This is a genomic window from Sphingobacterium sp. UBA5639 (genome assembly GCF_002421245.1).
GTDB lineage: Bacteria > Bacteroidota > Bacteroidia > Sphingobacteriales > Sphingobacteriaceae > Sphingobacterium > Sphingobacterium multivorum.
Genome location: NZ_DIJR01000029.1, coordinates 484564 through 506472, shown reverse-complemented (window position 1 = coordinate 506472; position 21909 = coordinate 484564). Strand labels below are relative to the sequence as shown.

Below are 21909 nucleotides of genomic sequence, written 5' to 3'. Positions count from 1 at the left end.
TTATTCATCTATTGTTAAAAACAGCGTCCAAGACTTCATACTCTTTCTTTACGGTATGATTATTTCTCATATATTCAATGGCCTGATTCGATTTTATCTTATAAAATTCATCCTCCTGGAGCAATTCAATAATATGAGAAGCAAAAGCCTGTTCATCTAACGATATAAGACATCCATTATCTGATTTATTAAACAATCCATCGACACCACGTTGATTGGTTACAACCGGAATGCCAAAAGATAATGCTTCCAAAACCTTTATTTTGATTCCTGTCCCTGAAAGCATTGGACAGATCGCAACTTTAGCTTGCTCATAATATGCTGCAAGATCATCCACCAATCCATGTTTTATAACATTTTTCACGGTTGGAATATGTGCACAAATCTTTCCAATCACATGCAGTTCAACATGTGCAAGTAGCGGAAATACTTGTTCTAAAAACCACTTTATACTCGACACATTGTGTGGATTATCACTCGCCACATAAATTAAGTCTATCTTCTTTTCGCGTTCTAGAATAACAGGAGATGGCATTGAAACCGGAATTAATCGTACAAATTTATCTGCAAACTGTTCAAAAATATATTTTTCCTCAATTGAAAATGTCCATATCTCATTAAAAGAGGTCATCATAGACAACTCAGCTCCAAACATTTTACCCAATTGACGCATTGAAAAGTTTTCCTTTTCCTTTGTCTTATTTTGCAGCGTCAGAAAATCATGCGAATCTAAAATTGTATAAGATCCTATCAAATTCTTTACCAAACTACCAAATTCAACATAACTAATAATAACGTAATCATACTTATGATCGCTTAAAATCTTTTCAAATCTTCTTTGAAATGATGGCGAAACACGATCAATCAAATTGGAGTGGAAGATATTTTTAATCTCTTTTTGTAATTTATCACGAAAGAAATAACTAATCCTATTTTTTTTGGAAGATTTAAAAGGTAAAATAATCAGGTTAATATTTGGAAATTCGGATTGAAAAATAGCTTCATCACCTATTCTCCAATTAATTGAGGATACAAAATCGATCTCAAAATTTGCACTTATCGTATTAAAATAAGTTAACAATTGCTTACACCTAGTCAAATTGCCTGCTTTCGAACTGTTAGGATTTTCAGGCATAAAGTATAATATTCTCTTTCTCTTTATTGTTTGCATTTATTCTTATTGAATAGGTAAAAAGCAGCATTTGCTTTTATAATAAATAATACGAATTATTCTCGGAAAATGCCACATTCTATTTGAATTTTTCTTTGCCGGACTAACTAAATCTCGCCTTCGCCCCGAAAATGCTTTGTGACGGTCTCCACTAAATTTAACCACCCTTTAGCCATATTTTCAAAACTGTACACCTCCATTGCCAAGTTGCCCTGAACGCCAAATCTCGAACGTAGCGAAGAGTCCATGATCAATTGTTCGAGGTACAGGGCCATCTCACGGTCGTCCAATGCTAAAAAACCATTCTGATTATGTTTGATCAATTCATTTACCCCGGAACAAGTGGAAAAGCCAATACTTGGCAGGCCTATTGACATGGCTTCTGCTAAGGCTAATCCAAACCCCTCATATTTGCTGGGGAAAATAAAAATATCCGCATCCCGCATCCTTATCAGAGGATCCTCGGTGAATCCACGCAGAAAAACCCGTTCAGCCAATCCAAGATCACAAATTTGTGTATTCAATCGATCAAAGTCTGGACCTGTCCCCCAAAACTCCAAATCCCAATTGGGATATTTGTTTGCCAGGCCAGCAAAAATTGCAATGGCAACATGCTGCTGCTTACATTCTGTATCCAAACGCCCAAGATGAATAATCTTATATCTTTCCTTGATACGGTCATGCCTAACTAAATCGCGGGAATCTACCTGCTGGATTGGATTGGCAATAACGTCGCATTGTCCCGAAAAATTAGACGGTAGAAAATCCCGATAGCTATCAAATAAGATCTGAACACCATTCAGATGATCGAAACTAGCCGTTAACAAATCAACCATATATGCTTTTCTCCCGCCTAGAACATTGGTATAATCGTAATCAGGTCTTCCATTCACCGAATCTATAATGGGGATTGACAGTGTATTTCCATAAGTAATCTCCAGAAGTGAGCCAATGGACATGGTAATAATCAAATCCGGCTTTAGTCCGTCGATATAATCTTTCCATAAAATCGCCCGCTTTCGCAAATTAAATTGAAATAATTTAGCTTCCCCTCCCATCCGTTGCTTCAATCGGCGGTTATACCACTTGCTGTATTTTTTGCGGGCCTTGTATTTCAACCATAAAAGTGGATTCGTCCCCTTATAGTTATAAATAGGAAGCTCGAGCTTTTGCTCCAAATTAGCGTCAAAGATATTCGTCACTTTCACCGACTTATGCAGCGGAAAAACTGGGGAGCCTTTTATGTTTTCATTGGTTGCAATCTCCACTACATATCCATTTGTACTCAGTATGTTCGCTAACGTAGAACATATCTTTTCCGTGCCTCCTATTCCATTTAAAAAATACAAATGTTGTATTAGTAAAATCTTCATACGTCGAGATACTTATTTCTGATCCTTTGACGGACTTTTCTTCTTAGGCCAGCAATTGGAATAAACCTCACCCAAAATAAGCCTCGCTTCAATTTTTCAGCTCTCCTTTTACAATAATCTACGTAAAACGTATCAAAATCCCTATGATCTCGAGCTTCTACAAAATAGCTAAAAGGCACCGTTAATATTTCTTTATCAGCTTTGGTAAGATGTGGGCTTACATATTCTTGCATAAAATTTTGCAATAACTTAAACAGCTCTTCCTTCTCAAGATCATTAAATGCCATTTTTAAATAGCGAAACTCAAAAGGTTCATGTTCGATAAATAGCGCTAGTTTTAAGGCTTTTGAAGCAAAAAGATCATGTTCCTTATAAAACTCCTTCAATAGTTCTAACCATATTGGGATCTGTTTCAATAAGCGATCCGTCTGCCGATTAATTTGCGTATGATTTTGATTCTCGTGCTGTCTATAAAAATATACTGCGCCCGGATTGAATCCGATCTTATCGGTCATCAAAAAGAGACGATGTGAAAACAAGCCATCCTCGCAGGGCTGAATTCCTTCAGGAAAACGGATATTGGGATAAGTGTCCAATAAGGTCTTTTTGGTCAGCAAACCGCATGTCGGTACAGCAGTCAAACGTGGCGCCCGGGAACAATAAGGCTCCCCCAAAATCAGCAAATCAAAATTTTGCTGTTTAGCAATCGCTAAAGAAGCTGACAAAAAGGTGCGTTCAATAGTATCATCAGAATCTAAAAAATAGACATATTCTCCGCTCGCATGAATGAGGCCGTTATTTCGAGCGACAGAAACGCCCGAATTTTCCTGGTCAAAAAAATAAATGCGAGCATCCAATGATGCATACTTCCGACAGATTTCAGCCGAAGAATCACTGCTACCATCATTAACGAGTATGATTTCGAAATCTTGTAATTCCTGATCAAGCACACTTTGGATCGTCTCGTCTAAATATTTTTCGACATTGTATACCGGTATAACTACCGAAACAGCAACCGGACGAGGACAATCCATACAACCATTTTTTACCATCATTAATCTTTAATATACAAAAATAGTAACAGAAATGATATATTAAATGCTGAAATCATTTTAATGATTTCTCGATCCTGTCTTTATTCAATGTAAATTCCCGGTATCTGAACTCACCAGATTTATTACCGATCATTGCTCCCATTTTAATTAAAGATTCGTTGCTGCCCATTGGAAAAATTGAACTTCTATAGGCATTATTTTTCAACAGCGGCTTCGGTAATACTTTGAAATTTAATCCATCTTTGGAATACCCAACGTACAATAGTTCCGCGGTATATCGTTTCACATCACCCACAGCAACACAGAGAAAATAATAACCATCGGCAAATGTGGCCTGAATATGCCATGGTGAATTCACTCGTCCCTCCTTTAACCAGGGTCTATTTAGAAAATTTATGATTTTGCTTTCTTTAAACCCTGTAAAATTAATGCCATCGGTAGATGTTCTACGAACAACATAAGAAGGGTCTTTACCTTTAAAATTTTTCGAATTAAAATTCAGCTCAATTTCATAACTCAAAAACTCCTTCCCGTCATGAATAAACGAAGGGGACAATAGATGATCATCTTTGGGCGTAAACGGAGGGTTGCTGGTAAAGGCGACATTCAAATTCGACCACTTTATACCATCTGTAGAGGTTTGTTGTACAATGGTGCGATGTGCATTTTGTTTCAATCGATCAAAATTGGTATTACTTAACACACATTTGCCTTTCAAAGCCTGCGCAGTGATAAAACTACCCCTATAGTAAAGATAAAACTGATTATTTAAGTAGATCCAATCCACATCTGACCAGAAACCCTGAATCGGATCAACCTTGTTTTCACCGAAACTTTCTGTCGGAAAGGGAGCATTGATAATTGGATTGCTCAATCCCGGAGGATTTACCCAATCAAGACCATCATTGGATACAACAACACTTGGATTTTCAAATTTCTTTGAGTTTTGATTCGTTCCAACTGCGCCAAAATAAGGCGTGAAAACCATCCAATACTTGTATCCATTCAGCTTATTTGGAAAATAGAGAACATCCGGATGACAATAGCTTGCATTTGCACCCGAGATATCTATAAAATCATTGGCATTTTTTAGGCCTTTAAAATTAGCGTCAGCAACAGTATGTATATTGACCAAACCTTCATCACTATCAAAAGTAACTGAATCAATGGGTTCAACAGTCCAAATAGGAGCTTCAACATCCTGCGCAAAAAAGTCCTCTGGACGGTGGCAAGCCACGAGAATAATACTTCCATAGAGAAGTATCAAAAAATTACGAATCATAAGTAAATATCAAACGGTAGAAACAAAAAAATGCGACTTGGCTAACGATGTTTTTCAATAAATAAAATAAGCTGACGGCAAATAGCTGGATAAAACAAATTATTGTTTTTCGCTGCGAAATTAGCATAATTTTATCAAAGTAAAACAACGATTTTGTTTTTTAAATCACCAAGACAACAAAGACCCAAAATCAATCTAAAAAATTCGTTATCAAGACTTTCATTTTGCCGTTATAGGCACTAAAAAAACCACAATGCTTTAGCTTTGACACGATATTAAACGTATCACTTGAGGTAAAAAAACTATTCATAATGTAATATACTTTTCAAAACTTACTGTATTATTATTTGTATTCATACGCAAGCCTGCTCATTGCGCAAACACAATGAACCGGAACAACAAGCGTTATTATCTATATTGGTATTAAGAATCAAAAATTTTAATCATGGACAACAGTAAAAAACTTTATATCATCCGACATGCAAAAGCCGAAACTATTCCGGGCATAAACGACTTTGATCGTGCGCTTACATCCGACGGTATACAACAGGCCAAACAAGTTGCGGCTAAGTTATCCGCAAAATTGACCCTAGATGAAAACAGTATGGTGATCAGTTCGCCAGCCAATCGCGCACTCCAAACAACGCGTATTTTTCTAGACGTCATGGGCTCCTCTTCTTTTGATATTCAAATTGAAGAAACAATTTATGAATGTACGTACAAGCATATGCTGTCCATCATCAATGCCATCCCCGATCATGTCAATCATGTCCTGCTCTTTGGGCACAATCCCACGTTGACTGATCTGGTGGAATACCTGACCCGAAAAGCAGCCTACTTACGCACCTCATCTTGTGCAGAGATAAGACTTGATGGCGGCTTCACCTTTCATATGCTCAGTGGCAATTGTGCCGATCTTGTGCAAATAATTGATTAAAATTCTATTCAAAGAACAAACTTATTTCCAGCTAATATCTGCTGATCACTTACCGGCATTTGATTTCATTGCCTTATCAATCACCAAAGGCACTGAAATCAAATCCAAATCATGTGAATACACCACAAATTTCTCGACCCAGCAGGGATCAAATTTTTCCTTAAATTCTTTTAAGCCCTTTGGTTGACGGAAGTAAGGATTATTTTCATATAAAAAACTGATCAAACGTTCAACGAGCCCTTTTTTCTTGTCAAATCCTGAAAAAGGAGCCAGTCCCATATTGAGAAAAGAATAACCTTCCTCTTTGCAATATTCTAAAAAACGGATAATCAATACATCCATATTTCCGCCTGGTGCATCTTGCAATTTCCGGATAAGATCATACGTCGCCTCGTCCGGAGCATAATTGGGAATGATATTCAAAAAGGCCAAAATGCGCCCTTCGTTATCCTCCAAAGTAATTACATGGCTATTTTTAATCTTACCAACGTCAAACATGCCCTGAGAAAAAACACGTTCTGAACGCTTCATGTCTCTTAACCAATGATCCGACACAACCTGTAATTTCTGAAGCAAACCATTGGATAACGGCGCGCGATATAAATTCGAAACAAAGCCTTTCTTTTCAATGCTATTCACCGCATTCCGGAGTGATTTGCGTTTCTTTCCTTCCAGCGAAAAATTATCGACATTGACAATGGCCTCTTCTCCAATCAGAAAAGATTTTTTGCCCAACTGCTTAAAAACCCCCAAATGTCTACCGTCAACGCGGTAATAAGCTGTTTTTAAACTCGATTTGCGACAATAGTGTTCAAATGCATTTATCAGTTCTTTCATGGCATCTTCAGTATCTTCACAAACGGGACCTTCGAGCACCATCGCAAAACCATAACATTTTTTATACGCAATAAAGCCTGTCAGCTCCTTGTTAAAGAAAAGATCTTTATCGCCATAGGTCTTAAAGTAATCGACAGGTGATTTACCATAACGCTCCAAAATGCGCTGCGCGATTTCCATCTGTCCATCCACCTCTTCCTCCGCTAACTGACATGGGTTGACCATCCAGTAGAATAATGCGGAAAGACTGATCACACTAAAAAAATTGATAGAATACAAAAAGTATTGTCCTATGGCTGTCTGCGGCTCTGCGACATCACCATTGAGCAGTACAAAACCGTGTAATGTATTGCTCACTGCATTTACAATGGTGAAGTCCGTATTAAAATGCTTCGCATTCAAGAAATAAAAGCCCGTAATCCCATACAGAAGCACAACCCCAATAAGCCACAAAACCAAGCTGAGATTTAAAGAGCTTAGCCTTCTGTTACTTTGCACAAAGTAATGTTTCGATGAATAGAGTAACATCAGCAACACCAAAAAAGCAAACCAGGCTTCTTCAAAATCCAACCCTTTGGAAAGATTGGCAATAATAGAAAGTGAACATAACGCAACCGCAACATACCAAGCCATACGTAGTCCCTTCAACAAAAAGCCCGAACACATCACCAACAATATACCGAAGAAAAGTACCGCTGCATTTGAAAAATTTAATGCATCATAAGATATAAATTGCTTTAATGCCGTTATACGGCTATGGATAGCCGGCGTCAAGACCGAGATGATATTAATAAGGCCCATCACAAAAATAAAAACAGATGGAAGTATCCGAACAAAGATGTTGTTTTTATTCACGAAGAAACTAATTCCACCCAATGCCAACGGTCCCCAAAACTCAAATAAACGATATAAAAGGGATATAGAAATCGCCTGTTCTTCGCTGTAGCCAAACTTACACAGAATGACAACCATTGACACCTCGATAAGTCCAACCCCCTTCATCAACGGTGAAAAACAATAGACCAAGGTTCCGACTGCATAGGTTACCGTACAAGCCAATAACGATGTTTCAAAACCTAAAGCAAGCATAGCAATATAGATATGCAAAATCCCGACAAGCTCAATGGCTGTTGCCCAAAGTAGACTTTGCAATACAGCCCAAAAATCTACGCCTTTTTTATGGAGTTCATCCCAGGTACCTGCAACAAAAGGGAAATGACGTATTGTAAAATTGTATGCTCGGCCACCACGGTAAAATGAGCTGCAGTACCAGCCAAATCCCAGCAGTAGGGCGCTAAAAACAAGCATAATCCCGATGATTTGCATATCAAGACCTGCGATTCCAACAAACAGAAAAACAAAAAGACAGAGGATAAATAAGGACACTAAACTAATGACGGCATAGATAACAGAAGAAAGATTGGCGTTTGCATCATCAATTCCCTCCTGATTGACCTCTTTCTTAAAGAAAGCCAGTGAGGTAAATCCACCTACCGGAAGAAAGACACTGATAAAGTTTCTTTTTAGAAATAGGCGGGTAGCCCCACCCAGTGATAGTTTTTGTTGCAAAGACTTAAAACTATAGACATAGACCAAACCTTGCATGGCGATATAAGCCAAAGAAACCACAATCCCGATTGCCACCCAAAATAACGAGCTTGACTGGATAAGCCCTACCGACGATGCTAGCTCCTGTCTTTGATTTGCAAAAAAATATACAGCACCCAAAATGACCAATAGGCCCAACAAGGATTTCCAGATCAACATCTTGTTTTTCATCAGCATAATTACCTCTCGAATTGACAAACCCAATTATTTCGTTTTTCTAAACCACTTTTACTAATGACATCATTTCCTCAAAATAGTCCCAATCCAATTTGTCTTTTTTCAAGCATCAAAAATCAATACCGATCTTTGCCCGCACACCCCATGGAGATACCCCCGGATTATCCAGGTACGTAAAACGGCGAACCAGATCGACCCGTAAAATTTTAAAGATATTACTCAGCCCAACACTACCTTCTATATAGGCCCCATTATTAAGCGAGAACAGCTGCGGTTCGCGCGGATCCTTGGGCAATTCATCAAAATTTTTTGTGTATCTGTTGGAGGCATCAACAGCGCCATACAACATCTTTACAGAGGCAATCTCCCGGAGATCCAGTTTTTTTAAAAGCGGAACTTTATTCAGAAAAAAACCATTAAATGAATGTTGAAGCAATAGTGATGTATATTTATCGCTCATAAATTCCATCGAATTCATCAAATTGTAGGAGTTGAGCTGGTACGAATACGTTTGATTTGCCCGATGAATAATCATCAGCGGATAAGGAACCTTTCCAAATTGGATACCCGATTCAAATACGATATCGGCAAAACCAAATTGAGACGCAAAAAATCGCTTATTGGCATTTAATATGAAACGTTGGTAGTTATAATCTCCACCCAATAAACCTTTCACACCAACCTGTGCGGCTAAGGTAAAAATTGGTTGGCCCGTATTGATGATACGTCGATAACGTTTTCCCTGGTATAATTTCTCATGTGGAGCCCAGCGAATCTCTCCGGTGAAAGCAGAAGTCCACAGCTCATTGCCGTTACTTCTTCTAAAAGCGCGACGGTCATACGTTAAGATACCACCCGGGCTAAGGATTTGATTGAAGAACCCCACTTTAAAAGATAAATGGTTTTCAAACTCCTGCCAATATTCGATCTGCCTCCGCTGTAGATAAAACATTTTGTCATTTTCCCCTCTTCTGAATGAAAGCAAAAAATTGTCATTGTCAATAAAATTGAGATCCTGGCCCGGCACCTGCACCTCTTTACTAACCTTAGCGGAGACTAACTTTACCGGAAATTTGTATACCGATGCACCGTTAAGGGAGTAAGTAGCCCCCATATTATATTTCCATTGCCTATCATTCGTACCATAGGCACCATAACCATCCAGGACCAATGTCTTGCTAAAAATATCCGTCGTGTTGCCCCCAAATTTAAATCGGCTTCCTTCGACAGGGTTAAAACTATAGAATGAAGGTACTGGCCCTATTTCGATAACACCGCGGCCATAATACCCCGACATGATAAAGGAGCCCAATGCCATCAGGTTTTTGAAAGATTTTGATTGTTTTAAACTATCGATATTCGTAAAGGCCTGCGCCTCCAGCTTACTCAGTTTCTCAGGTCTCGCAAGATTCCAGTCAATTCCATTCGGATTCTGTGGTCCTGTTCGTGTCAAAGCTTTACCATTAACAGCAAGCTGTGTTTCACTGGAAGGTGACCTGCTGGTCACTTTCTCCCCAAACAAACCCATACCATCCTTAAAAATCCCCATGTCTATCGTCAGGACTCCCCTACTCAGAAAAAGACGATGTGCTTGATTTTCCGAATAATTCAAAACAATATTTAACCCCTTCACCCAATTGATATTGGTCGCTTCGTTGATGGTCAGCTCCGCTTGATCTAAGGCATAACTCCCATCTAAGCGGATATAGATGAAGCCTGAAAAAAGCGCATCCTCCCTATTGCGTGGCTCTACGCGTATTTTGGCATGCCAAGGTTTACTATCTTTCAAAGTGTCAACCAGGTAATATTTATAAAACGAAGGTGCCAACGTCGCTATAGGGCTCAAAAACCGTCTATTCCCAATAGAGACATCCGTATCATAGATATTTGTTTCGCCATAGATTTTATCCAGATACTCATCAATACCGTCTTCATCCAGGTACTGATCTACGCGCGACTGATTCTCCCCCAGTAAAATAAAGTTATTACCTTTAACGGCATCCAATTTTCGCTGACCGATTTTTTCATCCATGAATATGGGTACCAGCGATCTCCCGGGATACTTTAGCGTATCCATCCCCTTTTTCAAGAATCCGAAACGTTTGAGTAAGCGGGATTTATCCACCTTTTGATTTTGGATAGACAGGGACATCGATAGCTTCTCATATTCCTGATAGCTACCCGCTGCCCCATTTAGGGCATTATTTTCGTCTCTTTTTTCAATTACTTTACGGATTAAATCGACTGTTGGATTATGTTTATTCGTGTATTTCCTCTTTTTAGGCGCATTCACGACAACTTCATCAAGACTTTGTTGTTCATCTTCCAAACGGATAATAAGAATCTTCTTGCCCTGGGCGACACTCATCGGAAATACCTGTTTTTTATAGCCAACGGCACTAAATAATAATTCCCAGTTGTCAGGCACGGATGATAGTTGAAAATGCCCCTCTTTATTTGTTGCTACAGATCTGGCCGTGTGGGAAAGCGTTACAGTAACACCTTGAATGGGTTTTGCTGATGAGGCATCGAGGACAATTCCTGTTAATGAAGCTCCTTGTCCAAATAGTCGAGAAGTAAAGAACAGTAAAACCAATAAGAAACGATATTGCATAAAAAAACCTTGCATCTAAATTCAGTAGGATGACAAGGTTTTTATAAAAAAGTCCTAGTGCGATTGCTATCTTAATCGCACAGTATTATAAATCGTCTTAAAATCACGATTATAATTATGCGGTCCAGCCAATACATCGACCTTTAATCCCGCATTACGAAACATTTTCACGAGATCTTCTTCGCCCTCTTTACAAAAAACATAAGTCGAAGGGATTTGCTTTAGCTTCAACACTTCAGCAAGTACCTCATAGCCATTGGCTTTCTGTTTCCAGTTGAGCATTGTCGATACGGTCACCTCAAAGCTCGCATACTGATCGGGTGATAAATAGGTAACATGCCGGATAGCTTTTTTCAATGGATCCGAAAAATTATTCAGGACAAAGGGCAACACTCCGGCAGAAAATGAATGTCCTATCAAATAAATCTGGTCACAGTCCCATTCTTTTCTGAAATGGTCAATATATCGTTCGAATTCCCTGCCCGCTTCTTGTGGTGTTTTCTTTTTCCAGAAATATTTTTTTGCATCGATGACCAAACGAGGATATCCATCGAGCGAAAAGTAAGCTAACAGGCTTTTACTAAAATCATTATAACCGCCATCACCCGTAATAAATACAAGCATTGTTTTTTGTTTGTTATTGGCATCTTTAAGTGGAATAACGTAACTTGGTAGTACTTCTGCGTGTACTGGTTTTAGGGCAAGACTTAGCCAAAAAAATAGCAATAGCAATAATCTATCTGTTTTATAATGTGCAGTGTTCATGTGTATATAATATGTGTAAATATTTGCTTTGAATAATAACAATGCCTGTGACCACCTGGGATGATTCATTAATAAATACGCCGTGAAATCCTTTCCTCTGACACTATTTACCGGTTCTAATGTCCTTTATTGGAATAGATTTACGCACACCGTCCATCACATAAAAAAAACCAAGGGCATTATTCGAAATATTACCTTCGACATTAGCAGGTACTGCAGACAATAAACCTTTCCATTCCGTCTCCTGAAATAGATTATAAATAAAACGGGAGTAACGTGGCGATTCAGAAAACTTAGAGACGATTAAACTATCCTTCAACGATACTTCATAGTTGTAGGTCTTCCCAAGTAAGTTGTTCAGTACGTTGGGCGCGCCCAAACGATAACTATAACTAAAAGGAGATCGAAAAGAAGAGATATCGTCTTCGGAAAAATCCTTTTGCGGCATAATAAGCCATTTATTAGAAGTTCGCATCCCGAACAGATGTTTACTGACTTTTACCCCCCATTTGCCATTCAAGTTATTTTTTTCTACCGGCAGAAAGGCATTTTCAATCGGTATCACGGGTATCAATTGATCCTGTGCTTCATATGATTTCCCATTCAAAGTAATCGTAAGCTGAAATACATTTCCTACGGTGTCCTTGAGGTTGAACAGCTCCCCATAGTAAAGCCCTTCACCCAAATCATTGAATTCAATCGTATTGGGACCATTGGTTACCCGGACGGTGGCTCCGCTAATCCCAATAGTCCCTGAATTAGACTTTAGCCCATCCAATTTCTTTAATTGGATATACTGCTCTTTGTACATTGTATTAATCCCGCCTTCAACAATCATATCGTACGATTGCCCCTCGTCTACAGCTGACTTCTGACAGGAAACCACTAAAAAACAAGCAACTATAATCAATAAGAATCTCATATCAATCAAAATCTCATGGTGTAACTAATTGAGGGAACCCGCCCGGAAAAGGATGTTTTCTGAATTGCCAAATTCCCATTGCTATCTTCGGAGAAACTATAATAAAGTGGATTGCGCTGATCAAATATATTATATAATCCAAAATTCAAGGTGTGTCTTCTCCCTCGCTCTCGCTGCCTTATCGTTTCCAAATCTACCGAGCAATTTAGATCAAAACGACTAAACGTAGGCATGCGATGGGAATTACGGCTTGAATACACTGGAACATATATCCCCTCATATTCCATAAATCCTATTGGATAGGTTAAAGGTCTCCCTGTATGAATCGTATAAAAAGCACTGAGATGCACCGACCTCCCCAAATCGTAGGACAAGTTGCTCTTAAGCACATGTGGAATATCGAAATTGGCGGCATACTCTTTTCCTTTATTGATGCCGTTGATCTTCCGAAAAGATCTGGACCAGCTATAGAAAATACTGCCCGAAAACTCACCGATACGCTGATTGACGGATAATTCTAGTCCATAGGCACGCCCCTTTCCTTGGCGCAATTGTGTTTCGATAAATGGGTTGAGTATAAGCTGCGCATGATCGATCAATTCGACCTGATTGCCCATTCTCTTCCAATACCCTTCCAGTCCGATATTTCCACGATAAAATAATCTGTTGATACGAAAAGAAATCGCGTCAACATATTGTGGTTTAATATTTAATCCCGCCGGTACCCATGCTTCCAACGAGGAAAAAGCAAGTTCATCGTTCTGTAATAACTGCAAATACTGATAGCTCCGATTATAAGCCAGTCTGAAAGCGTAATCATTGCCCATTTTATATTGCAAAGACAGGCGTGGCTCTAAACCATAATACGACTTTTTCTTGTCGGCATCGTTCGACAGGGGCCTATACGAGCTGCCATCCAATAAATAATAGCGTCCAAAGGAGGCATTAAAAAAGGCATTCGCCCGCATTCCCGCAACAATCCGGAAGGCGGAATCAATCTTCCAGTTAAAAGAAACATAACCCGTATAATCATAGGCCTGGGCCCTAAAGATATTATCCTCCGTATTTGAATTTACCGGCGATATCTCCCCGGGATTAAAACGATGTAAGGTTCCCTGGAGACCAAAATCCAAGGTGCGATCCAATCCCATAAAATACGTAAAATCGGATTTCAAACTAAAGTCGCGTATCCGTGTCAACCAGATCTGATTGTCACTCGATTCAGGTTTGCTCACATCCAATTTATTATGATAATCACTGAATATAGCCGAAAGGTTCATAAATAGTCGGTCACTATGCACATGGTTCCACCGCAAAGTAGAAGTCCAATTACCCCAACGATTGGTATTCTTATTCGGTGAAATAACTTTATCTTGCCCGTAGTAACCCGAAAGGTAAACCCGATTTTTCTCGTCAAAAGTATAGTTGAACTTCACGTTATAGTCACTGTACTTACCTTTGACATTAAACAGCCGATAATCTGTATTAAAAGCATTTAATATACTTCCCCGTGCAGTGGCAATGAAAGCACCTTTTCCTTTTTGTATAAATGGCCCCTCAGCACCAACCCGGGCAATCAATAAACTTGATCCACCAAAAACATGAAAAGCATTGGCATCGCCGTCTCTGGTACTCATATCCATAATGGAAGAAAGACGTCCCCCTAAATTTGCAGGGATAGCATCCTTATAAAGCTGTGTATTCTTCAAGATATCCGAATTAAACACCGAGGTTAAACCGAATAGATGCGATGGATTATAAACAACGGCTTCATCAAGCAAAATAAGATTCTGGTCTTTACCGCTTCCCCTTACAAAAAGATTACTGCCACCTTCTGTTAATCCGTTAATCCCATTTTGCATCTGTAATACCTTCATGATATCAGCCTCGCCTTTATAAAATGCATTTCTTCGTGTTTGGGTCCAATTGATCTTATCTGTAAAACTTCCCATGTGCTGCGCTGTCAAAGAAGAATCAACATTAACCACCACCTCACTCAAGTTGAAATCTACCGGAGCAAGCTTAATGACCAGGTAATTATTTTCTAACGCAGCATTTAAAGAGACTGCCCTTGTTTTATAGCCCAGATAACTTACATAACAACTGTATTCGCCCCGTGGTAATGTCAGTGAGTAAAACCCATATTTATTACTTAAACTACTTTTGTTTTTCTCCGCGATCAACAAAGTGGCACCAATCAGGTTTTCACCGCTCAGACTGTCCACCACACGTCCTTTTATGGTAAAAGTTTTATCTTCCTCATAGAAGATCAGCGCTCTATTGATAATTGTAAATCCAACATTGGAATCTTTCAGCAAATAATTAAGGACTTCTTCCAAACTGGACTTGTCGAACGAACGACTATAGATGATGTCCTTGTTAAAAATCTGCTCATCATAGGACATGGATATATCGTATGTTTTATGAATTTCGGTAAGTATCTGAATGATCTGTTTGTTGTGCGTGTCAATTGAGATCCGTAATTCAGCAGGGGAGCTCTGTCCCATGGCTTTCGAACATACAACCATAACTAACCAGCAGAAAAAGAGCAGACGATACAGGATCCTATCTTTCATATCAGCAACGCGAAGAGTCTATTCGTAGATACTATATCCCTTTTTACCAGTTTTCCATTTCACGTTTAAGGTTTTGGAAAGAATCTGAACGATCTCATTGAGCGTCTGCCCATCAAAATACATGCTGAGCTTCCGTGCTTTTAAACTATCTCCAACGACAGTTATATTCGCCCGAAAGTGCTTTTCCAAATCTGAGCAGATACTATCCAACCGAACATTTGAGTAGCTCAGCTTTTGCGCTACGTCAGTATCATTGTCTACCGACAGATCAATTTTAGATAAAGACGCTGTTTGTCTTTTATAAAGGCCCTTTTGATTTTTCTGTAAAACAAGCTCTTCCGCATGGTCTCCTTTTCCACTGCTTAAAGCCACTATCCCCTCCTTAACAAGTACTTCGACATCATCTTTTAGTAGGTTGACTTCAAAGGTAGTGCCGATATCACGTACATAATTATGTTCAAGATCAACCACAAAGGAGCTTCCTGTTTGATGTTTGACATCGAATAGCGCTTTTCCCTTTTTGAGCTCGACAGTTCTTTGCTGTGGAAATGTCCTTTTGTTGAACATCGCTTCAGCTCCGGCCTGTAGTGTGATGATCGAACCATCGGGAAGTAGGGTAGGCTGCTGAGCTACTGATCCATATAATCGGATTTCATTGCCCATCCAACGGTCAAAGTTCAGGTAAGCGGCAAAACCGACCACGAACAATACGGCTGCAGCCACAAATTTCATCCAGGGTTTCCAGATTGTTCGTACCGCTGTCGCGATCTCCGGTTTTTGATGATCCCCTGTTTTATCCAACTGATTTTTAAATTTTTCCCATTGGCTACCAGTATCTACTTTTTTATAGCGTTCCAGTACTATAAGGTCGTCAGCTATACTTCTAACTTCCTGGTATAGCTCGTGGTTCTCCACATCCTCCGAAATCCAACGCCCAAGCAACACTCCTTCCCTTTCGGAAATAGTCCCATCCAGCTCTTTCTGAATCAAGTCATAAGGAATAAATCTTGAAGTATTGTTTTCTTCCATAACTATAAGATAATAAACTGGACAAAAAGTCCTAATGAAAAAAATAAAAAGCCAATGAGAAGCAACAGAAAAGTTTTTTGCTTGGCCAAAGCGACCCGAATTTTATCGTAGGCAATGGTCAGATGATTTTTAACCGTTTTTATGGAGATTCCCAATTGATCTGCGATTTCCTGTTGTTTCATCTTATCGTACTTACTCATAAGAACGATTTTTCGACACTGCGGCGGCAGTCCTTCCAGTATACTTTCGATCATCAACAACTTGGATTCGTAAAGTGCGGCACGATCAGTTTCATCTTCATCATCGGTCAGATCCAATTCCTTGCTATAATCGTTATTCCGTTCCAATAAACGTTGATTCTTTTTGAGGTAGGTAAGCGAAAGGTTGATAACGCTACGAGATAGGTAAGCTCCCAGTGATTGACTAATAGCCAACTTGCCTGCATTTTCCCATAACATCATAAATACGTCGTTGGTGAGCTCTTCAGCGATGGCCTCCTCACGCACGTACCGAAAAGATAAGCTATACAATTTACGGAAATGGCTCTTATAAATAGCTTCAAAAGCATCGCGATCTTTTTGGACTATCTTCTTAAGCAGGTCAACGTCATTTGACATAGGACTTCGGTAAAGCTAATAATAAATGCATGTAAAAATAATCAAATTCATCGGACATTTTATAACATCTAATTAATTTTCAAGCTAATGAGCTTACTTTAAACACGACGTAGAAATTAAAAAAAACGCTACACCGTAGTCTCCGTATATTATCTTTGAGTCGGACTCCTTAGTTATTACTTTTTCACTACCTTCGTCCTATGGCGAATCAATTGCAATTTGAAAATTCACCCTACCTTAAACAGCACGCACACAATCCAGTAGATTGGATGCCCTGGGGGCCGGAAGCTTTAAAAAAAGCAAAAGACGAAAATAAACTGATCATCGTAAGCATTGGCTACTCGGCTTGCCATTGGTGCCATGTGATGGAGCGTGAAAGTTTTGAAAACTCAGCCATCGCCCAAACCATGAATACGTTTTTCGTATCGATCAAAATTGACCGCGAAGAACGCCCCGATATTGATCAAGTGTATATGCTTGCGGTGCAACTGATGACCAATGCCGGGGGCTGGCCATTGAATTGTATCTGCCTGCCCGATGGGAGACCTATTTACGGTGGTACCTATTTCAAACCGCACGACTGGCAGAATATCTTATTGCAAATTGCACAAATGTGGGCGGAGAAACCCGAAGTCGCGTTTGACTATGCCGAAAAGCTAAACAATGGCATTCAACGGGCCGAGAAACTCCCCATCCATCCCATCCCCGATCAATACACGATTGAAAATTTAAATGAAATTGTTGCCCCTTGGACCGAGATGTTCGATAAAAAAGAAGGTGGTTATCAAAGAGCGCCCAAATTTCCGCTACCAAACAATTGGTTATTCTTCCTAAAATATGGCGTACTTGCCGACGATCGGGAGATCTTAGATCATGTCCATTTTACATTAAAAAAGATAGCATCTGGTGGTATATATGACCAGATCGGAGGTGGCTTTGCCCGCTATTCGGTGGACCATTATTGGCATATTCCCCACTTCGAAAAAATGCTTTATGACAATGGCCAGCTACTGTCCCTGTATGCCGAAGCTTATCAACAAAGTCGGGATCCATTCTATAAACGGATTATCGAAGAAACGATTACTTGGGCCGAGCGTGAAATGCTTGCTCCAAACCATGGTTTCTATAGCGCTTTAGATGCCGATAGCGAGGGCATTGAAGGGAAATACTATTCCTTCTCCAAAGCTGAATTTGACGAGGTATTGGGCGATGATGCCCCCCTACTCGGGCAATATTTTAACATAACCGAAGTCGGCAACTGGGAGGAGCAGAAAACCAACATTCCTATTTGCGCCATTAATGCAGACCAGTTAGCAACAAAGGTCAATATGTCAGCTGACGAATGGGCAGATTTTCTAAAAATTTCAAAGAAAAAATTATACAACTATCGTGAACAACGGATCCGTCCGGGACTCGACCATAAGCAGCTGACCACCTGGAATGCTTTATTTCTAAAAGGACTAATAGATGCTTATCACAGTCTTGGGAACAGCCATTTTCTCGAACTCGCTTTAAACAATGCCCAGTTTATCTGTACACACCTTATTCAAGACGACCTCCAGTTATTGCACCAACCAAAAGATAACAACAGAGCGATCGCAGGCTTCCTGGATGACTATGCATTCACTATTGAAGCCTTTATAGCCTTATATGAAGCGACATTTGACCTCAATTGGCTCACAAAAGCAAGACAGCTTGCCGATGAGGCCATTGCATTGTTTTACGATGGATCACAAAAAACATTCTACTATACGTCGACAGCGGCGGAGGAACTTATCGCACGGAAAAGCGAAATTTTGGATAACGTAATCCCGTCCTCTTCCTCGACAATGGTTCGCCAATTGAAACGATTAGGTTTACTTTTTGACAATGAAAATTACATCGCCATTACAGACCAATTGCTAGCGAATGTATTCCCGCAAATCAAGACTTATGGTTCGGCCTATTCAAATTGGGCAATATTATTGCTAGAAGAAATATATGGAATCAATGAAATTGCATTGACGGGGGATAAAGCGATGGCTTTCAAAAATGAACTCGGCAAATATTATATTCCTAACAAAATTGTTCTTGGCGGTACGGAAGAAAATCTTCCATTGCTAGAACATAGAGTCGGAAAGGAGACAAAAGCATATCTTTGTAAAAACAAGACCTGCAGTCTACCACAGGATTCAATACAAGCGTTAATAAATTATATTTAATAAACGGTAGCCTCGGCTTCCAAAAATCAAAATCAGATGGCTATAAAAGCAAACGACGTCGTAGCATTGACGTACAGACTTCACACAGTAGAAAACGGTGAAAAAGTTTTCGTTGAAGAAACAACTGCAGAACAACCTTTAGATTTCTTATATGGTGTAGGTATGATGTTACCTAAATTTGAAGAAAACATCGCAGACTTAAACGTTGGTGATAAGATTTCATTTGAATTGGCACCGGATGATGCTTACGGTCAAAAAGACGACAGAGCATTCGCACAATTGCCAGTAGATATGTTCAAAGAAACAGGTTTACCTCCAGTAGGAGAAGTATTGCCTTTACAAGACAATCAAGGAAACCAATTCCGCGCTGTCGTAGCTGAGGTTACTCCAGAAGTAGTTGTTGCTGACTTAAACCACCCAATGGCTGGTAAAACATTAAATTTCGATATTGAAATCTTAACTGTACGTCCTGCTACTGAAGAAGAGTTGTCTCACGGACACTCGCATGGTGTAGACGGTACGCAAGGTCACTAATCCTGACTCAAGATACTAAAAAACAAAGCCGGATGTCAGATGACACCCGGCTTTGTTTTTTGCTTATTTAAAAACCGTATCTTGTTTTTAAACACACGAACGATGCTAACATTTGCGGAAAAAGTAGTTTTATTCAATAAACATCTTCATTATCAGGGAAGTCTTCCCCCAGCATTCAATGTAATTAACCCCTACCTTGACAACCCCGAAACATTGGTCGTGATGGAACAGTTCTACCATAAATATTATAATGATAATCTAACAAGAAAATTCATTATCGGTATCAATCCAAGCAGACACGGTGCAGGAGTAACGGGAGTTCCTTTTACGGATACCAAAAGATTAGCCAGTGCATGTGGCATAGAGATGCTTTCTGCGCATACGCATGAAATATCTTCAGTGTTTATGTACGATATGATTGAAGCCTATGGTGGCCCCGATATTTTCTATAAACAATTTTATATCAATTCACCCTTTCCCCTGGCGATTGTCCGAGAAACGAAACCCAACAATTGGATCAATGCAAACTACTATGATGATAAAACACTTTTCGACATGGTCAGCCCTTTTATGCTTGATTCATTGAAACAACACATCGCTATGGGCTTAGCGACGGAGGAGGTCTTTGTGCTCGGAAAGAAAAATGCAACCTTTCTCGCTAAGATCAACAAAGAAGAAAAGTTGTTTGGAAAAATGACCGTCCTAGACCACCCACGCTATATACAACAATATAAATCCAAAGACAAACTGCACTACATCGATAATTACATCAGCGTGCTGAGCACAGAATAGGTTATCGCACATGTAAACTCTAAACAAAAATTTAGAAAAGCATAAAATAATTTGTATCTATATTCCAAACAAATTGAATATTATAATATACATTTTGAAAATTAAAAGATATATATGCATATATTAACAGAACGAAGTCCGAGTTAACCAACCGATTTGACCATCCGTTTGAGTCACTTCGAAGCAATTTCCGCCCTTATTCGTACCAGGAAGCAGATAGATGCATGCCCCGACCATACTGTTACCTCCTCATTTCCGGGTTTCACTCGGACTCACCACGGACTCATGGTGCTTGCAGTATGCTAGCAATCCGACGCTATGACGAATGTTTTCCAAAGAAGATTGGAATGAATTCCAAATCAAACATATCATTCCGTAGCGAATGAAATACGTTTTCATTATGAGTTTAATAATTGGCCTTTGACAACGATTGCCATAATTAAAATCAGAGGCAAAGCCCAATTTTAAATCTATTAAAAACAAACAACTATTTGTTTTTCAGTTATTTAAATACATATATTTACAATATGGCAACGATAGAAAATGGAACTCTGAAAGGCTTAGTTGGGAACGTGGTCTTTCGACAATCGAATGAAAAAACAATTGTCCAGACGAAAGTAGGACGGAAACCAAAACAAACCAAAGGGACAAAAGCCGCCTCCGTAAGCTTTGGAGTGAGCAGTGCGATTGGCGCTTACATACGACGGACGATGGCAGAAGTACACATGGGTTTTTATGATAGCAATATGCACAATCGCTTAGTAACTCAGTTGCAGCGAGTGAACGGCCCTAGCGGACATATATCCAAAGAAAAATCTATACGCAGCAATAAGATAAACCGTTTGGTCAATTTTCAATTCAATGAAAAATGCCATATGCAGGACTTTATGCATTTCGATCCACAGATCCAATTATTGGACAATAAGCAACTTACAATCCAGTTTCCAAAATTTGATAAACAAAAGGACATACGGCAGCCAAAAAATTGCGACCTGCTCATCTTTAACCTCTTTATTGTCATGCTCAACTTTGAGCAGCAACAATATATTCATATCCATAGCCCCCAGATCCCCATCAACCTGCATACGGGACCCAAAATGGTTGAATTAGAACAGCTATCATTTGATGTAAACTATAAAGATGCAAAAACCGTACTTGTTGGTATGAACATCGAATATTATGGATTTCATCGCCATAAACATCTGTTATTAAATAACAAAAGCTTTCATCCAGCTGCAATAGTCGGTGCGTTTATTAATTAAGATGTGCAACTCTCAAAAGCTGATGTTATCACAATGCCTAATAAAATCGATTGGATTTAACAGCATTACTCATGGACGAAAATAGATCGTTTTTTTTCGCAACAGGCCTTTTCTTACCACTAGGTAACAAAATTTCCCTTAGATTCGTACTCTTCCA

The 21909-nt window shown here is 39.3% G+C and carries 16 protein-coding genes; 5 read left to right on the top strand and 11 right to left on the bottom strand.

Annotated features, from left to right (window positions below; all coding sequences use genetic code 11):
• Positions 1–4 precede the first annotated feature (4 nt).
• The 4 genes from B4Z90_RS18960 to B4Z90_RS18945 form a co-directional block, all read right to left on the bottom strand.
• Positions 5–1171, bottom strand: a complete 1167-nt coding sequence (locus tag B4Z90_RS18960; RefSeq protein WP_286802982.1) for a glycosyltransferase — start codon at positions 1169–1171, stop codon at positions 5–7.
• Between the two features lie 107 nt (positions 1172–1278).
• Complete coding sequence (locus B4Z90_RS18955) at positions 1279–2544, bottom strand: glycosyltransferase (RefSeq protein ID WP_159333426.1); 1266 nt, start codon at positions 2542–2544, stop codon at positions 1279–1281.
• Positions 2541–3578: a glycosyltransferase family 2 protein gene (locus B4Z90_RS18950; protein WP_159333427.1), complete on the bottom strand. Its 1038-nt coding sequence runs from the start codon at positions 3576–3578 to the stop codon at positions 2541–2543. Before B4Z90_RS18950 ends, B4Z90_RS18955 begins: the two co-directional genes overlap by 4 nt.
• 73 nt (positions 3579–3651) lie before the next feature.
• Positions 3652–4881 carry a hypothetical protein gene (locus B4Z90_RS18945; protein ID WP_112374878.1) on the bottom strand — a complete coding sequence of 410 codons (1230 nt, stop codon included), beginning with the start codon at positions 4879–4881 and terminating at the stop codon, positions 3652–3654.
• 445 nt (positions 4882–5326) lie between these two features.
• Between B4Z90_RS18945 and B4Z90_RS18940 the strand changes: the two genes are divergently transcribed.
• The gene (locus tag B4Z90_RS18940; RefSeq protein ID WP_070561258.1) at positions 5327–5818 is read left to right on the top strand and encodes a SixA phosphatase family protein; all 492 of its coding nucleotides are present in this window, start codon (positions 5327–5329) and stop codon (positions 5816–5818) included.
• Between the two features lie 45 nt (positions 5819–5863).
• Here the strand turns inward: B4Z90_RS18940 and B4Z90_RS18935 are convergent, their stop codons facing one another.
• From B4Z90_RS18935 to B4Z90_RS18905, 7 genes are all read right to left on the bottom strand, one after another.
• Positions 5864–8434 (bottom strand): flippase-like domain-containing protein, encoded by a 2571-nt coding sequence (locus B4Z90_RS18935; RefSeq protein ID WP_159333428.1) that lies wholly within the window; start codon positions 8432–8434, stop codon positions 5864–5866.
• 115 nt (positions 8435–8549) lie between these two features.
• Positions 8550–11069, bottom strand: a complete 2520-nt coding sequence (locus B4Z90_RS18930) for a DUF5686 and carboxypeptidase-like regulatory domain-containing protein (protein ID WP_159333429.1) — start codon at positions 11067–11069, stop codon at positions 8550–8552.
• Positions 11070–11120: 51 nt separating this feature from the next.
• Entirely contained in the window at positions 11121–11819 is a 699-nt protein-coding gene (locus B4Z90_RS18925; protein ID WP_159333430.1) for an AcvB/VirJ family lysyl-phosphatidylglycerol hydrolase, read from the bottom strand.
• A gap of 103 nt (positions 11820–11922) precedes the next feature.
• Positions 11923–12741: a DUF4249 family protein gene (locus tag B4Z90_RS18920; RefSeq protein WP_046672782.1), complete on the bottom strand. Its 819-nt coding sequence runs from the start codon at positions 12739–12741 to the stop codon at positions 11923–11925.
• 5 nt (positions 12742–12746) lie between these two features.
• The gene (locus B4Z90_RS18915) at positions 12747–15317 is read right to left on the bottom strand and encodes a TonB-dependent receptor (RefSeq protein ID WP_159333431.1); all 2571 of its coding nucleotides are present in this window, start codon (positions 15315–15317) and stop codon (positions 12747–12749) included.
• 18 nt (positions 15318–15335) lie between these two features.
• The gene (locus B4Z90_RS18910; RefSeq protein ID WP_070561264.1) at positions 15336–16346 is read right to left on the bottom strand and encodes a FecR family protein; all 1011 of its coding nucleotides are present in this window, start codon (positions 16344–16346) and stop codon (positions 15336–15338) included.
• A gap of 2 nt (positions 16347–16348) precedes the next feature.
• On the bottom strand, positions 16349–16963 hold the full coding sequence (locus B4Z90_RS18905; protein WP_112374885.1) for an RNA polymerase sigma factor: 615 nt from the start codon (positions 16961–16963) through the stop codon (positions 16349–16351).
• Positions 16964–17163: 200 nt separating this feature from the next.
• On the opposite strand from B4Z90_RS18905, the gene B4Z90_RS18900 reads away from it, so the two are divergent.
• The 4 genes from B4Z90_RS18900 (at position 17164) to B4Z90_RS18885 (ending at position 21752) form a co-directional block, all read left to right on the top strand.
• On the top strand, positions 17164–19164 hold the full coding sequence (locus tag B4Z90_RS18900; protein ID WP_159333432.1) for a thioredoxin domain-containing protein: 2001 nt from the start codon (positions 17164–17166) through the stop codon (positions 19162–19164).
• Positions 19165–19200: 36 nt separating this feature from the next.
• Positions 19201–19698 (top strand): FKBP-type peptidyl-prolyl cis-trans isomerase, encoded by a 498-nt coding sequence (locus B4Z90_RS18895; protein WP_046672788.1) that lies wholly within the window; start codon positions 19201–19203, stop codon positions 19696–19698.
• 102 nt (positions 19699–19800) lie between these two features.
• Positions 19801–20490: an SMUG2 DNA glycosylase family protein gene (locus B4Z90_RS18890; RefSeq protein ID WP_070560718.1), complete on the top strand. Its 690-nt coding sequence runs from the start codon at positions 19801–19803 to the stop codon at positions 20488–20490.
• Between the two features lie 527 nt (positions 20491–21017).
• The gene (locus B4Z90_RS18885) at positions 21018–21752 is read left to right on the top strand and encodes a hypothetical protein (protein ID WP_070560720.1); all 735 of its coding nucleotides are present in this window, start codon (positions 21018–21020) and stop codon (positions 21750–21752) included.
• Positions 21753–21909: the final 157 nt, after the last annotated feature.

Coding starts and splice junctions, on each gene's coding strand:
- B4Z90_RS18960 (WP_286802982.1), bottom strand. CDS start 1,171: ATGCAAACAATAAAGAGAAAGAGAATATTATACTTTATGCCTGAAAAT.
- B4Z90_RS18955 (WP_159333426.1), bottom strand. CDS start 2,544: ATGAAGATTTTACTAATACAACATTTGTATTTTTTAAATGGAATAGGA.
- B4Z90_RS18950 (WP_159333427.1), bottom strand. CDS start 3,578: ATGGATTGTCCTCGTCCGGTTGCTGTTTCGGTAGTTATACCGGTATAC.
- B4Z90_RS18945 (WP_112374878.1), bottom strand. CDS start 4,881: ATGATTCGTAATTTTTTGATACTTCTCTATGGAAGTATTATTCTCGTG.
- B4Z90_RS18940 (WP_070561258.1), top strand. CDS start 5,327: ATGGACAACAGTAAAAAACTTTATATCATCCGACATGCAAAAGCCGAA.
- B4Z90_RS18935 (WP_159333428.1), bottom strand. CDS start 8,434: ATGAAAAACAAGATGTTGATCTGGAAATCCTTGTTGGGCCTATTGGTC.
- B4Z90_RS18930 (WP_159333429.1), bottom strand. CDS start 11,069: ATGCAAGGTTTTTTTATGCAATATCGTTTCTTATTGGTTTTACTGTTC.
- B4Z90_RS18925 (WP_159333430.1), bottom strand. CDS start 11,819: ATGAACACTGCACATTATAAAACAGATAGATTATTGCTATTGCTATTT.
- B4Z90_RS18920 (WP_046672782.1), bottom strand. CDS start 12,741: ATGAGATTCTTATTGATTATAGTTGCTTGTTTTTTAGTGGTTTCCTGT.
- B4Z90_RS18915 (WP_159333431.1), bottom strand. CDS start 15,317: ATGAAAGATAGGATCCTGTATCGTCTGCTCTTTTTCTGCTGGTTAGTT.
- B4Z90_RS18910 (WP_070561264.1), bottom strand. CDS start 16,346: ATGGAAGAAAACAATACTTCAAGATTTATTCCTTATGACTTGATTCAG.
- B4Z90_RS18905 (WP_112374885.1), bottom strand. CDS start 16,963: ATGTCAAATGACGTTGACCTGCTTAAGAAGATAGTCCAAAAAGATCGC.
- B4Z90_RS18900 (WP_159333432.1), top strand. CDS start 17,164: ATGGCGAATCAATTGCAATTTGAAAATTCACCCTACCTTAAACAGCAC.
- B4Z90_RS18895 (WP_046672788.1), top strand. CDS start 19,201: ATGGCTATAAAAGCAAACGACGTCGTAGCATTGACGTACAGACTTCAC.
- B4Z90_RS18890 (WP_070560718.1), top strand. CDS start 19,801: ATGCTAACATTTGCGGAAAAAGTAGTTTTATTCAATAAACATCTTCAT.
- B4Z90_RS18885 (WP_070560720.1), top strand. CDS start 21,018: ATGGCAACGATAGAAAATGGAACTCTGAAAGGCTTAGTTGGGAACGTG.